Annotated in this window: 14 protein-coding genes; all 14 read right to left on the bottom strand. The window is 59.7% G+C overall.

Features of this window, described 5'->3' with window-relative positions:
* Nucleotides 1-5: 5 nt before the first annotated feature.
* The gene (locus FOY56_RS06330; protein ID WP_146344971.1) at nt 6-1,487 is read right to left on the bottom strand and encodes a tripartite tricarboxylate transporter permease; all 1,482 of its coding nucleotides are present in this window, start codon (nt 1,485-1,487) and stop codon (nt 6-8) included.
* 45 nt (nt 1,488-1,532) lie between these two features.
* Nucleotides 1,533-2,045: a tripartite tricarboxylate transporter TctB family protein gene (locus tag FOY56_RS06325; RefSeq protein ID WP_146344970.1), complete on the bottom strand. Its 513-nt coding sequence runs from the start codon at nt 2,043-2,045 to the stop codon at nt 1,533-1,535.
* A gap of 31 nt (nt 2,046-2,076) precedes the next feature.
* Complete coding sequence (locus FOY56_RS06320; protein ID WP_146344969.1) at nt 2,077-3,012, bottom strand: TRAP transporter substrate-binding protein; 936 nt, start codon at nt 3,010-3,012, stop codon at nt 2,077-2,079.
* Nucleotides 3,012-4,142 carry a Gfo/Idh/MocA family protein gene (locus FOY56_RS06315; RefSeq protein WP_146344968.1) on the bottom strand — a complete coding sequence of 377 codons (1,131 nt, stop codon included), beginning with the start codon at nt 4,140-4,142 and terminating at the stop codon, nt 3,012-3,014. Before FOY56_RS06315 ends, FOY56_RS06320 begins: the two co-directional genes overlap by 1 nt.
* A 136-nt stretch (nt 4,143-4,278) precedes the next feature.
* The gene (locus FOY56_RS06310; RefSeq protein ID WP_146344967.1) at nt 4,279-5,787 is read right to left on the bottom strand and encodes a tripartite tricarboxylate transporter permease; all 1,509 of its coding nucleotides are present in this window, start codon (nt 5,785-5,787) and stop codon (nt 4,279-4,281) included.
* Nucleotides 5,788-5,789: 2 nt separating this feature from the next.
* Nucleotides 5,790-6,356: a tripartite tricarboxylate transporter TctB family protein gene (locus tag FOY56_RS06305; protein WP_146344966.1), complete on the bottom strand. Its 567-nt coding sequence runs from the start codon at nt 6,354-6,356 to the stop codon at nt 5,790-5,792.
* Nucleotides 6,357-6,428: 72 nt separating this feature from the next.
* Entirely contained in the window at nt 6,429-7,535 is a 1,107-nt protein-coding gene (locus FOY56_RS06300; RefSeq protein ID WP_146344965.1) for a tripartite tricarboxylate transporter substrate binding protein, read from the bottom strand.
* A gap of 46 nt (nt 7,536-7,581) precedes the next feature.
* A complete protein-coding gene (locus FOY56_RS06295; protein WP_146344964.1) occupies nt 7,582-8,196 on the bottom strand; it encodes a carboxymuconolactone decarboxylase family protein in 615 nt (204 codons plus the stop codon).
* 357 nt (nt 8,197-8,553) lie between these two features.
* On the bottom strand, nt 8,554-9,483 hold the full coding sequence (locus FOY56_RS06290; RefSeq protein ID WP_146344963.1) for a LysR family transcriptional regulator: 930 nt from the start codon (nt 9,481-9,483) through the stop codon (nt 8,554-8,556).
* A 67-nt stretch (nt 9,484-9,550) separates the two neighbouring features.
* Nucleotides 9,551-10,438 carry an AEC family transporter gene (locus FOY56_RS06285; protein ID WP_146344962.1) on the bottom strand — a complete coding sequence of 296 codons (888 nt, stop codon included), beginning with the start codon at nt 10,436-10,438 and terminating at the stop codon, nt 9,551-9,553.
* Nucleotides 10,439-10,479: 41 nt separating this feature from the next.
* A complete protein-coding gene (locus FOY56_RS06280) occupies nt 10,480-11,268 on the bottom strand; it encodes a beta-keto acid cleavage family enzyme (RefSeq protein ID WP_146344961.1) in 789 nt (262 codons plus the stop codon).
* Between the two features lie 25 nt (nt 11,269-11,293).
* Nucleotides 11,294-11,773 carry an OsmC family protein gene (locus FOY56_RS06275; protein WP_146344960.1) on the bottom strand — a complete coding sequence of 160 codons (480 nt, stop codon included), beginning with the start codon at nt 11,771-11,773 and terminating at the stop codon, nt 11,294-11,296.
* Nucleotides 11,774-11,827: 54 nt separating this feature from the next.
* A complete protein-coding gene (locus FOY56_RS06270) occupies nt 11,828-12,646 on the bottom strand; it encodes an alpha/beta fold hydrolase (RefSeq protein WP_146344959.1) in 819 nt (272 codons plus the stop codon).
* A complete protein-coding gene (locus FOY56_RS06265) occupies nt 12,643-13,740 on the bottom strand; it encodes an LLM class flavin-dependent oxidoreductase (protein WP_146344958.1) in 1,098 nt (365 codons plus the stop codon). The genes FOY56_RS06270 and FOY56_RS06265 overlap by 4 nt, the downstream gene beginning before the upstream one ends.
* Nucleotides 13,741-13,906: the final 166 nt, after the last annotated feature.

Below are 13,906 nucleotides of genomic sequence, written 5' to 3'. Positions count from 1 at the left end.
CGGTCTTATCCCGGTACGGTTGTCTGCATTCTCCTCCACAGCAGATAACCGATGATCGGGGTTGCCATCAGGATTCCCAGCGCGCCGAAGCGTTCGCTGAACAGGAAGCCGATGGTGTTGTCATTGCCCATCGCGACGGTCTGGCCAAAAGCGTACTCCATGGGTGGCCCAAGGATAAAGCCCATCACCATTGGCATGACATCGAACTTGCCGATCCGCGCGAGGATTCCGAAGATGCCAAAACCAACCAGCATCAGCAGATCGACCGGATCCGAGCGGAACACGTAAGCTCCGGCAAAGGCGAACATGATGACGATGGGGATCAGGACCGATGTCTTGATCATCACCAGTCGCGAAAAGAACGGGATCGACAGATAGCCGATCACAAGGAACATCAGGTTGGCGAACACCATCGCGATCAGGATCGCAAAGACGGTTGCCCCCTGTTGATCAAACAACTCAGGCCCCGGGCGCAAACCCTGCGCCACGAAGGCCCCCAAAAGGATCGCGGTGACATTGTCGCCGGGGATGCCCAGCGTCAGCAATGGCACCAATGTTGGCCCGTTCACCGCGTTGTTGGCGGCTTCGGCGGCAGCCACGCCTTCCAGTTCGCCCTCGCCAAAGGTTTCGGGATGATCCGAGGCGTTCTTGGCCGCTGAATATCCCATCATCGCGGCGACCACCTGCCCCAGACCGGGAATGATGCCAATGCTGGTGCCAATCACGGTCGAGCGCACGATGGTGCGGAAACACCGCTTGAACTCGGCGAGGCTCAGCCGCTCGCCAACCAGCGTGGCAAGTTGGCGGACCTGCTGGTGACGCATCGCAGCACCGGCGATTTCAGGGATCGCAAAGACGCCGATCAGCATCGGCAAGAGCGGGATGCCCGATTTCAGATCGAACAGGCCAAAAGTGAACCGCTCAACCCCGCCCAAGGGGTCTGTCCCGATAAAGGACAGCCACAGCCCGACGCACATCATCATCAGGCTTTTGACCGGGTCGGTGCCCGAGGTCACGGCGATGATCACAAGGCTCATCAACAGCACGGCGAACAATTCCGGCGGGCCGAATTGCATGACCAGATAGGCGATTGGGAAGATCATGAAGATCGTGAAAATATCGCTGGTGGTGTCGCCGAACACCGAAGAAAACAGCGCCATATCAAGCGCTTTGCGTGACTGGCCTTTCTTGGTGAGGGCAAAGCCATCAACTGAGGTGGCAACAGCCGCCCCGGTGCCCGGCATCGACACAAGGATCGCCGGAATGCTGCCGCCAAAGATGCCGCCCTTGTAGACGCCCAGCAGGAACGGGATGCCCACAACGGGGTCCAGAAAGAACGAAATCGGCAACAGGATGGCCATCGCCATCAGCGTGGTGAATCCGGGCAAAGCACCGACCAGCATCCCGCCGAACAGGCCAGCCGCCATCAGGGCAAACGTGTCCACACGCAGAGCCATTCCAAAGCCGGTGATGAACTGCTCAAGCATCCCGAACCCTCTTGTTCATTGTTATTTCAGTATTTTGGAGCATGGTCAGCTCAGCAGCCTTGCGTAAAAGAGTTCGAGTACGTCCAGCTCGGGCAGTGATACGGCCAGCAATCGCGTTGCCGCGAGGTACAACAGGACGGGCGCCACGAGGGACAGGATGATGATTTGAAGGATCGAGCGGTTTCCAACCAGCCACGACAGCGCTGCCATGGTCATTGCGGTCGAAATGAAGAAGCCAAGCGGCACCATCGACAGCGCGTAAAAGGTCAGAATGGCAAAGAACACTGTGCCCTCTTGCCAGCCACGGGTGTTGATCCCGACGCTGAAAGGCGACGGTGTTTCGCGGAAGCGGCTAACCAGAAACACGGCGCTGAGGATCGCCAGAAGCGACAGCACGATGTTGGGGAACATGCTGGGCGGGATCGCGGTCATCGACCGGCCCATCAGAGTTTTGGGTGGCGCAACGAGCGACCCAAGGAACAGGATCGCGGTGCCTGCCAGCACCATAAACGCGATGGCAAGCAGGACGTCGACCGATATCCTGTCCTTCAAGGTCATGCTGTATCCTTTTGATATCGTTTAGTGTCTGTCATGAATGCACTGCTTTCAGGTCGGATTCGAACATGTCGATCAGATCCGGGTTAAACCGGGCGCGCATGGCGGCGACCTGATCACGGGTGGCTTCGCGAAACATCGCGCGTTGCTTGGCCGTCAGTTCGATCAGCTCGACGCCGTCCTTGGCCATGGCCTCGGCGCAGGTTGTATCGTCGTCTTCGGCAAAGCGGCGTTGGGCTTTGGTCGCTTCGGCCACGGCTGTTTGCACGGCCTGGCGGATGTTATCCGGCCATGCCGCGACCTGGTCTTTGTTGAACAGGACGATGGCGACACCCAGCAAATGCCGGGTCAGCGTGATGTGGCGATGGGTTTTATGCAGGTCGAAGTTATAGATATTGGTCAGTGGGTTTTCCTGCGCATCGACGGTACCGTTTCTGACCGCTTCGGGCAAATCGCGCACATCGATCTTCATCGGATCAAAGCCAAGGGCGCGGAACACGCGCTGGTGGTCTTCGTTGGCGAGGGTGCGGATTTTCAGGCCCTCGCAATCTTGGGGTTGGCGCAGGGGGTGATTGGCCGAGATGTTGCGCAGGCCGTTGTCCCAATAGCCCAGCACGGTATATCCGGTGCGCGCTTCGACTTCTTTCGCCAGCCACGCACCAAGGGCTCCGTCTAGAACGGCATAGGCGTGGGCGCGGTCGGGGACGACGAAATGCTGATCGAACAAGCCCAGTTCGGGCACCCGGTCAGCGAGATAGCTGGACGAGAAATAGCAGCCCGAGAGATCGCCAGCTTCGGTCAGAGACAGCAGGTCAGCGGCCTTGTGGCCGCGGGCGACGATGTTCTGATCGAAGGTGACCTCGACCGCGTCGCCCGCTTCGCGTTTGATAGCCTCGCACAGGATGCGGGCGGCGCGGGTGTGGACCGAGTTGTCGCCCTGATAGCCGCCGAAAGTGATCTTGGTGACCATCAGGTGAGTTCCCGCATCAGTTCGTCCGCATCGACCGGCAATTGCACCGCCTCGCCGCGTTTGGCGGACAGATCCATCGCCATGGTGGTCAGCAGGTTGCGGTGGCCGTCAGCGGCGGTGGCGTGGGGGGTGGCCTGACCGGTGTAGATCCGCTGGTACCACGAATTGGTTTCTTCGCGCATCGGCCCCCAGAGTTGATCCAGGTGCAGATCGCCCGGCGGATAGCTGGTCAGGAATTCAACATGGCGGGCGGGCGCGGTATAGCCTTCGGGAGCGTACCCGGCGCCTTGGGCAAAGTTGGTGGCCATGACCAGATCGCGGTGGGTGTCTTCGATGTCGATGACACCTTCGGAGCCGACAATGCCGATCTCGATGCCATAGACCGCGCCGGGCCAGACTTCGGGCAGCGCCCACGAGATGTTCATGGAAAAGATCGAGCCGTCATCCATGGTGAAGACGCCAAAGGTGGAATCCTTGGTGCCCCATTCGCCCAGCACCTTGTCGGTTGACTGGGCGTAGACGGATGTCGGCGTTTTGCCTTCGAGCAACCATAGCGACATGTCGAGGCTGTGGGTGCCCGACACGACCATGGGTGTCAGCGTGGCGCGTTCCTGCGTGCGCTGGACAGTGGCGATGGGCACCATCTTGTTCATGAAGGCGCGGGTGACGACCGAATGCACATCGCCGATCTGACCGGTGATCAGACGTTCTTTGACGGTCAGGAAGCGGCGGCGGAACCGGTTGGTATACCCCACAACGGCATCGACGCCGGCGGCATTGATCGCGTCAAGGATCTGTTGCGACTGGCGGGCATCGGTGGCCAGCGGCTTTTCGATAAACAGGTCATGGCCCTTTTCGATGGCCAGCATCGTGGGCGCGAAATGAAAGTTTTCGTCTGTGGCGATGATGGTCGCCGTGACCTCGGGGCGGTTCAGAAGTTCGCGGAAATCCGTGGTGAAGAAATCGGCATCGACATCGTCGCGCAGGGCGCCGCCGATGTCGGATTTCAGATCACATAGCCCGATCCAGCCAACGCCCGGATAGTCCCGCGCCAGCTTGGCCCGGATCCGTCCGATTGTGCCGCATCCGACAACCGCCAAACCAATTTGCTTGCGATCTTTATGGTTCATATTTCCCCCCATCATCGATTTTACAGCATCTACGCCCGTTTTACCGGTTTTTATTACTGTCGCCGAGCTTTGCTGTTGGAACAACTTATGTTTGTTTATGTCGGCAATCATATTTCCTGATGGCCGACGATGACCGTTATTCTGCAGGAATATCCCCTGTGGGCGTGGTTCTGGCCGAGCGCAGGGCGCGCACAACGCCTTCGAAAATCACGAACAGGATCACGATCAACAGGACCGTCCCGATCCATTGCGAGGCGATGAAACCAAGGCTTTTATCCTCAAAGATCATCAGGGACCGGCGCAGGTTTTCATCGGCAAGCGGGGCCAGGATGACCCCCAGCACCACCGGCGCGACCGGAAAGCGGAAGACGGTCATCAGCCAGCCTGCGACTCCAGCGGCAAACATGATCCAGACATCGAAGATCGATAGTTTGACGCTGTACGCGCCAATCACGCAGACCGGGATGATCAGTGGCATCAGGATACCGCGCGGCAGGCTGAACAGTTTCACGCATGGGGCGATCAACACAAACGCAGCCATATACATCAGCATGTTCGCCACGATCAGGGCCGCGTAGATGAAATAGATCAAGCCGGGGTGATCGATTTCGATCGTTGGGCCGACCACCACGTTTTTGAGCGTCAGCGCCGCCAGCAAGGCCGCTGCGGCCGCGTTACCCGGGATACCCAAAGCCAGCGTTGGCAACATCGATCCGCCGATATTGGCGTTGTTGGCGGTTTCGGCGCAAACCAGGGCCTCGTAACTGCCTTTGCCCCATTTCGCCTTTTCGTCCGGCTTGGCGCGTCTGCGCCCGATGTCATAGGCGAGAAACGAGGCGACGTTGGCCCCTGCCCCCGGTATCGCGCCGATGACGGTGCCCAGAATACCCGACCGTGTGGCCGACGGGGCGAACCGGACCAGCCGTTTCAAGGGGGGAACAATTCGGCCCACTTTGGTGGGAATGGTCGGCGCGCTGCGCGACGGCAGCGTGCGCAAGATCTCGGCCATGCCGAACAGGCCGATCAGCACGGCGACATAAGAAATCCCGTCATAGAGCGCCATGCTGTCAAAGGTGAAGCGCGGCACCGAATGGATGGAATCGTACCCGACCAGCGCAATCAGGATTCCGACCCAGCCGGCAATCCAGCCTTTGAGCGGCATGCTGCCCGCAGCCATCGATCCGGCCACCATGATGCCGACGACCGCCAGCAAGAACATCTCCCACGAGCGGAAGTTGAGGGCGAAAGACAGCACCAGCGGGATGAACATGATTAGAACGATGATGCCCAGCATGCCGCCCATGAAGGACGCGGCGATTGCCGTGCCCAGAGCCTGTCCGCCTTCGCCCCGTTGGGCCAATTGGTGACCCTCGATCATTGTCGGCACGGCGTCGGGCGTGCCCGGAATGTTGATCAGTACGGCGGATATCGCGCCGCCGAATACGCTGCCGGTATAGACGCCCAGCATGAAACAGATGGCTACGTTTTGCTCCATCCCGGCTGACAGGCCGATCAGAAGGCCCATCGCCATCGTGGTCGAAAGCCCCGGGAGCGCGCCCCAGATGATGCCAAGGCACACGCCAGCAAGCGACATGGCCAGCAGGCCCGGTGACAGGACCAGAAGAATGGCTTCGAAAATGGTCACGTTCAGAACCCTCCGGGCAGCGGAATGGCAAAAACTTTCTGGAAGACAACGGACAGTACCAGCGTCCAGCCCACCGAGATGATCGTGGTGATCCAGACCGGGCCGCGCCACGAGACCTGAATGATGGCCGCCAGCGCGATCATCGTCGCAGGCTCAAACGCGCTTAGCGTGAAATAGGCACCGCCGACGGTGAACCCGTATTGGAAGGCCAGAAAATGCAAAGCGCCGATATAGCAGGCGATGGCCGAGGCCAGCGCCAGTACGCGCAGGTTTTCGTCAAATGTGCGGTCTTCGATCGGGGCGACATAGGTGCCCGCGCGATGGCGTTTCAGCGCCGTGAGGCCAAGGAACAGCGCCATCACGCAAAGCGAGGCCGCAGTCATGAACGGCAACAACCCGGGGGCTGTGCGCAGATCGCCCGGGACAGGCAGGTTCACCGATGCGACCATCACAACGACGGACAAGGCGACCAGAAAGACGGTGGCGATCAGGTCGAGTTTTGGGGATGCGTACCCTGACCCGGCTTCTTCGCCCTCAAAGACCACGGGGTCGGCCGGAACTTGACTCATGGTCAAATTCTCCTGTTATTCAGGGGGTTGGGCGGGCGCGCCGCCGAAACAGCACGCCCAGGGAGAAAGTCGTCAGCCTTTGATCGGCGGCGGCGTGTAGCCTTGCGGCGGCCACCAGCTTTCGAAGTCTTCTGGCTTGGGCAGGCCCAGTTCTTCGGCGGTTTTGACCTTGGCGCCGATCTGGTCCTGGAACTTGTTGAAGATGTCGACGGTGATCGCCTCCATCAGTGCGCCTTCGCGGTCTGCTTCCTCACCGATTTTGATGTCGGATTCGAAATACTTCTTGCCCAGCATCTCCTGGAACCCGTCCGAGCTGGCGGCGGCACGGAAGCCGTCTGCGATCTGTTGCAGCACGTCGGCCGGGATGTCGCGCGGGACAAGGAAGTTATAGGTCGCGCCAACCGGCAGGATCTTGCGGCTTTCGGGCAGGATCGTCGCGATAGATGGCATGACGGTGCCATTTTCAAGCGTGATGTCGTTCAGGCTGGTCTGGCAGAGATTGCGCAATTCGCCCGCGCGGACCAGATCGACGTGTTCATGCACACCACCCCCGGCGATATCGGTTTCGCCTTGCAGACCGGCAAGGGTCGCGGGTTTGCCGCCTTTGTAGGGAACGTATTTGAGCTCGATCCCGGCGATGTTGGCGACGATCAATGCCAGTTCGTGCCACACACCCCCGGTGCCCGAGGTCGAGATCGAGACTTTGCCGGGGTTGGCTTTGGCGTCGTCGATCATGTCCTGCATGGTCTGGTACGGTGAATCCTTGCGCACCGACCAGCTGGCCAGCGCGTTGCCAGCCTTCATCGGCACCCAGTCTTCCCATGGGGTGAACTCGGCGTGGCCCAGAACCCGCACGAACCGGTTGTAATTCGCGCCACCAAGGATGGTGTAGCCGTCGGGGCGTTGCGATCCGACATATTGCGTGGCGACGCCGCCGACCGCGCCGGGTTTGTTCAGCACGTTGATCTTCCAGCCCTGCGCAGCGGCCATTTCTTCGGCCAGTTTGCGCATGATGGTGTCAGTGCCGCCGCCAGCGGAATACATGACGACCAGATTAATCGGGCGCGACGGATAGGTTTGCGCGAGCGCGCTGCCGGGCATCGTGATCTGCATGGCGGCCAGCCCTGCGGCGGACCCAGCAAGGAAACCCCTGCGGTTCAGTTTGGACTCGGTGGTCATTTGTTTCTCCTCCCAGAATGCGGCGACGGTTTGGCCCGTCCCCTGCTTAGTCGCCGTCCGTTTGGCGGCTTGCGAACTGGCGATCTGTGCCAGATCCGCGATAGTGCCTTTCCTCCAGAAAGGCGGTCACTTCGGGTTCGACATCGGTTTCCATCAACGCGTTCCAGCGGTTGTTGAATCCGAACAGCGCGATGACGGCCCCGATTTCGACGATCTGTTCGTCGCTGAAATGCTGACGCAGCGCCGCGACGTCTTCGGGTGCGGCATACGACGGGCATTGCCCGCCAGTCAGCGCCACGCGCAAGGCGGCACGCTCTGGTTCACTGAACACGGGCGAGGTTTCGAACTCCCAGATCGCGTCAAGCTTTTCCTGCGGCACACCGTTGTCCGCACCGTTCTTGAACGTGTGGGCCGAGCAATAGGTACAGCCATTCGACAGGCTGGAGACATGCGCCACCATCCACCGCAGAGCCGGATCAACCGTGCCGTCGGGGTTGCGAACAACGGCCCGGATCAGGGCCAGAACGGCGCGGGCAATCTCGGGTCGGTGCGACAGGGTCAGCATCGAGTTCGCTGTGAACCCCGTGGCCGAGGCCAGCCACGCAATGTCGTCGGCAACTTCGACACCTTCCGAGCGTGTCAGTGGATTTACATGCGGCACCTTTGATCCCCCAAGAGATTGAAACCGGCGGCACCCGCGATCATTTTCGCATTGGTGAACCTATTTCAACGTGACTTCATATTACCAGCCATTGAACATTAACTTTGCTGGTATGGCAATTTTATTTGAAGAAAAACCGACTTTTACAGCAAAATAGTCAGCATTGGTGTGCCATATTGGTTAACCAATATCACTCACCCAACACGCAAGTCACTCATCCCCCGTTCGTCGGAGGATTGGCGCAAAGGTGTTTTCGTTTTTGGAGCGTCTCAGCGTGATCTGCAGGTCGAGACGAATCGCGGCCATGTGCAGGACTGACCGGTTAACTGGGTCGGGCGATGGATGAGCCCGACACCGTCACAACCCGAAATGATCCCGACACGCCTGACAGCCCTGGCGGATTTCCTGGCTGAGTTCCTGTTCAAACATCTGGACCGGCTTGGACGATGCGCGCGCTGCCGGTTCGATCAACAGATAGTCGACACGCAGATCAGGTTCTGTCACGGGGATCAGATCATAATTCGGATCCCCCAGATTTGGCAGGCACAGGCACCCCGGTAAGACCGAGTTCCAATCGCCCCGCTCGATCATGTCGAGCGTGGTGATCATGCTGTCCAGTTCCATCACCGTGTGGGCCGACTGGCAGAAGTTTTCGAGATATTGGTCGATCTTTGCCCGCCGCGCATTTTCCGGGCCCGGCAGAACAAGGTTCATCGAGGGGGCCGTGGCGAGGGTTTCAAGACGCGGCTTGTCACCCCCCTGCCCGGGACGCGACACAAGGATTTCAACGTCAGTGTCCAGAAAGGTTGACCGCAATCCGGTGGGCTGTTCGCCGCCCGGCACCACGGCAAGGTCAAGTTCGTCATTGGCGACCATCTGAGTCAGAACAGCGCTGTAGCCTTCGGTGATTTTGACATCGACCAACGGGTTCTGACGGGAAAACCGGATCAGCACAGGCGCCAGGATCGAGCGCGCGAAGGTTGGCATGATGCCGGCGCGGACTGTCCCGACAAGTTTGTCGGCCTGATCGTTGACATCAAGTTCGAGTTCACCAATTTCAAGCAAAACGCGGGCTGCGCGCCAGTATATCCGCTCGCCTGCTTTGGTCGGGACAACACCTTTCGAGGTGCGCTCGAACAGCTTGACGCCAAGGATTTCCTCCAGATCCCGGATCTGCATGCTGACCCCGGATTGCGTCGCATGCACTTTGGAGGCGGCAGCGGTGACGGATTTCTGTTCATAGACCGCAACGAAGAACCGAAGATGTTGAAGTTTCAGGTTTTTCATGCGTGCTCTGCGCCCTTTCCCGCGTCGCCCGACAGTTGGGCAGGTGTACTTGTGTCCCGCACCGGGATCATTGCGTCAAGCTTAGCGCGAACCAAAGCAACACCGGAAGGCAGGCGAATGTCAGCAGGGTCGACACCACAACGGCACCGGCAATCGGGCCGGCATCGGGGCGAAACCGTTGCGCATAGACATATGTCACGATGGCAGATGGCATGGTCGCCATCAGGAAGACGGTTCCGGCAAACTCGCCCGTCAGATCGAACAGCTTGATGACGGCCAGCGCCGAAATCACACCGATGATAAGCCGCCCAACCGCCGTGATCACCGCTGGTTTCAAGTCGGCAATGCGCAGCGTGGCCAGCGAATTGCCCAGCATGATCAGCATCGCCGGGATCATCATGCCGCCCAGGATTTCGGTGGTTGAGGCCAGCGTGGTCGGCACTTCGACCCCGGTCGCGACAACGATCAGAACCGCAGCAACGGCATAGATCAGCGGCTGGCGCAGCAGAAACCCGACCCGAAAGCTGCCCGAGGCGATGGCATATCCGATCGTGTGCTGGATCAGGGCGATGACGAAGAAATAGGAGATCCCCAGTTTCAAACCGCTTGGACCAAAGGCCAACAGCACAAGCGGCAGGCCCATGTTGCCGGAATTCGGCAGGACAAGGCTGGGCAGAAACGTGCGGATCGACATGCCGGACAAAAACAGCAGGCCCAGGCTGAGCACGGTTGCGATGCAGACGCAGACCACAGCGGACCCGGCCATGAGCGATAGCATTTGCGGAGTCACGTGAAGCGAGGTCAGCGTTGAAAAGATCAGCGCCGGGGTGGCGACCATGATGACGATGGTGCCCAGCGTTTCGATATGCAGCCCTTCGACGCGCCGCCCCATGACATAGCCGATCAGCGTCATGATGCAGATCGGCCCGATGGTGTTGAGAGTTGTCAGAAGCACGCGCTTGTCCCGTTTCCCTGTGCGGTTATCGGGCCAATCGCTCAGGCCGAAACGGCAACTTCATTTGCGCGGATCGCCGCGACCAGTTCGCTGACCCGTTGCGCGTTGTCGCGCGCCAGGGTTCCGTCGGCATTGTGCAGGTTGTTTTCAAACCCGATCCGGGCTTTGCCTCCAAGGGCGACGGCTTTGACAAGGCAGTCGGTTTCACGCTGGCCAAAAGCGCAGACCGCCCAATTGGCGGTGAGGCCGGTTTGGGTCATCTTGGTCAGATACGGGTCCAGATCTTCGGGGCCACTTTTCTGGCCCTTGGTATAGCGGCCCAGCACCAGCATCGCTTCGAGAGTGGTGGCCGGGATGATGTCCCGGTTCACCAGATCTGCAAGAACAGCGACCTCGTCAGGAGTATACAGGATATGCTGGATGCCGATGCCAGCTTCGGCGGCCCAGTGGAAAAAGGCGCGCACATTGGTTTCGGTTTCGCCATCGGTAATCTCGCGCAAAGCGACCGAGGCGAAATCGGGGCGCAGGTCGCGCAGCAGCGCCTGTTGTTGCTGTGAGGTGTACATGCCGACGGCCTCGGTGGTGATCTGCGCGATCAGGTCGGGCGCGACGAGGGACAGTTCATCCAGCAGTTCGCGGTACAGCCCGGCGTCGAGGCTATGAGCGCCGTGCTTGTCGCGCACGTGCAGATGCGCGCCCCCGGCCCCGGCCTGATGACAGCTGACAACGGTGTCGACCGTTTCGGCGATCGTCACAGGCAGGGCCGGATGATCCTGCTTTCCACGGCGTGCGCCGTTTGGGGCGATCATGATCTGCGGCAGGGTCGACATATGGGGCGAACTCCGGATTCGACGATTACGATATGGTCAGTTGTTCGCCGTTCAGGTCCCAGTTTTCAACCACGCGGGTCCCGGATTCCTGCAGCATTTTGGACACGGCGCAGTGATGGCGCAATTTGTGAGCCATCTCCATCGCCCCGTCGCGCGGGCCGTCATAGGTAACGCGGATCTCAAGCGTCACTTCGGGAAAGGGCACGTCGATGGGGTTGATCAGGCGGGTGCCGTGGCTGTCCATGGTCACGGCGATATCGATATCCATATCGGTGATCGTGATGCCGTTGGCCTTAGCCAGTTTGTTCGAAATCACATGGGTACAGCCCAGAAGCCCCATGAAAACGTATTCGACCGGCATCGGACCTTCATCCGTTCCGCCGCGCTGGATCGGTTCGTCGACCGTGTACGTCTTGCCGCGTGCCGTGGCGTGGGACTTGGTCGATGTATCCTGCCCGCCGGTGACGCTGAATTTCCAGATCGGTTTTTCTTTGACGACGCCCATGGGTCCTCCAAGTGAATTGCCTGTGGCGGGTGTCCCGCCTGCGGTTGTTGATGTTCAGTCGAGTCCGAGAAAGCCGGACACGGCGTTCAGATAGACATCGGGTTTTTCCATGTTCGACAGATGCGCCGCGCCGGGGATGACGACCATGCGGCCATCGGCTGTTTGGTCGGCCATGTTCTGCATGACATCGACCGGGGCGGCCATGTCGTTTTCACCGCCGACATAGAGAACCGGACAGGTGATCGACGGGATACCGGGCAGCAAATCGAGGCTTTGCAGGAAGCGGCCAACACCTTCGTAGCCTTGCGGCGCGGTTCCGCGGATCATGGTGCGGATGTCGTCCAGCATGTCTGCGTTTTCGGGATTGTCGAGGAAGTCCTGCGTGAACCAGCGCCCCAGCGTGGTTTCGCACAACGCGCTAATGCCGCTTTCATGCAGCTTGGCGATGTTGGTGTCCCAGATGCCCTGATACGCCGCAGGGGCATCGGCCCGCGCATCGGCGCAGACCACCCTGTTGATCCGGGGGCCATAATGAATGGCCAAGCCAAGCCCGGTCATTCCGCCCAGCGACAGCCCCATGAAATCAGTGCTTTCAATGCCGAGGTGATCCATCAAGGCAATGACATCACCGGCAAGCTGATCGACGGTATAGGGCGGCGCGGCCGGGGCGCTGGCACCGTGGCCACGCTGATCATAGCGCACCACCCTGCGGCTGGCGCTGAGGGCGGGCATCTGCGGGTCCCACATCGACATGTTGGTCGCCAGCGAGTTCGACAGGATCAGCCAAGGCGCCCCTTCGGGCCCGTCAATCCGATACGAGATCCGGGTGCCGCCGACGCCCGTGATGTCGCCGGTGATTGGGGTGTCGGTCATTGTTCAGAGGCTCCTAGTGCGGTGTTGATTCTGGGCAAAACGTCTTCGGCCATCAGGATCATGGACTGGCGGCCAAGATCATAATCGGTCCAGTCGTGGCCCGCGTAGACCAGTTTGCCAAATGGTCCGGTCACCTCTTGAAACGCAAGAACCTGATCCGCGACGCTTGCCGGATCGCCATGGATCACCAGACGATCAAGCACGTAATCAAGCGTCACGGCGTCATCGTCCATGTTCTGGTCTTCCTTGAACAGGTTCAGACGCCCGCCTGCCCGCATCTTTTTCAAAATCTGGCTGTAATACAGGACATAGGGGCTGCCCGGATCGCGGGCATAACGTTTGGCGGTGGCCATGTCTTTGGCAACGCAGATGTTTTTTGCCACGCTCCAATTGCTGAAATCCGCCTCGCGCCCGCCCTGGGCGCAGCCCTCGGCATAGTTTGGCCAGTGACTGGCCGCCCATTTGGGCAGCAGGAAGTTGGCCGAGATCGGCTCCCACCCGCGGGCGGCCATGGCTGTGACGCCTTTGGAAAACGGCGCGACCACGGTGCCGACGATTGGCGGATGCGGATCCTGATAGGGGCGGATGATGGCGCCCTGCCCGATTTCCGGCATCATGGTGTTCTCGGTCGAGACCTCCCAAAACTCACCCTTCAGATTATAGGGCGGTTCACCGGACCAGATGTCGAGCACCATGTTGATACATTCGATGAACATTGCGTTGCGGTCGCGGTCGAGATTGCCAAAGATCTCGGCATCTGACATCAGCCCGCCGGGCGAGATGCCGAAGTTCAAGCGCCCTTCCAGCATGTGGTCCAGCATCGCGACTTCGGCGGCGACCCGTGCGGGGTGCGAATTGGGCAGGTTGACCGTGCCTGTGCCAAGCCGGATGTTTTTCGTCTCGTAGGCAAGGCTGGCCATAAAGGCGACGGTCGAGGTGATGCATTCGGCGTGATCAGTCGTGTGTTCACCAGCGTATCCTTCGACAAAGCCCAGCTTGTCCGCCAGAATGAACGCTTCGCGATCTTCGCGGATGCTTTGTGATATGGGCTTGCCCAGCGGGTGGATGGGCATGGTGAAGAAGGAAAGCTTCATGTGGCGCTCCTGATCTGATTCCAGCGGTTTCAGTCAGGTTAGTCCGACAGATCAGCTCAGTGACAATGATGCTTTCTAATGGTCTCGATCAAAATTACTGATATGCGCGCCGGGGTTCCGGTATCAGCAAACCTGAAGGAAGGCATAAGAACAAATAAGTTGTTAT

The sequence above is a fragment of the Falsiphaeobacter marinintestinus genome (assembly GCF_007923355.1).
Lineage (GTDB): Bacteria > Pseudomonadota > Alphaproteobacteria > Rhodobacterales > Rhodobacteraceae > Phaeobacter_A > Phaeobacter_A marinintestinus.
This window is presented reverse-complemented; position numbering and strand designations above follow the sequence as displayed.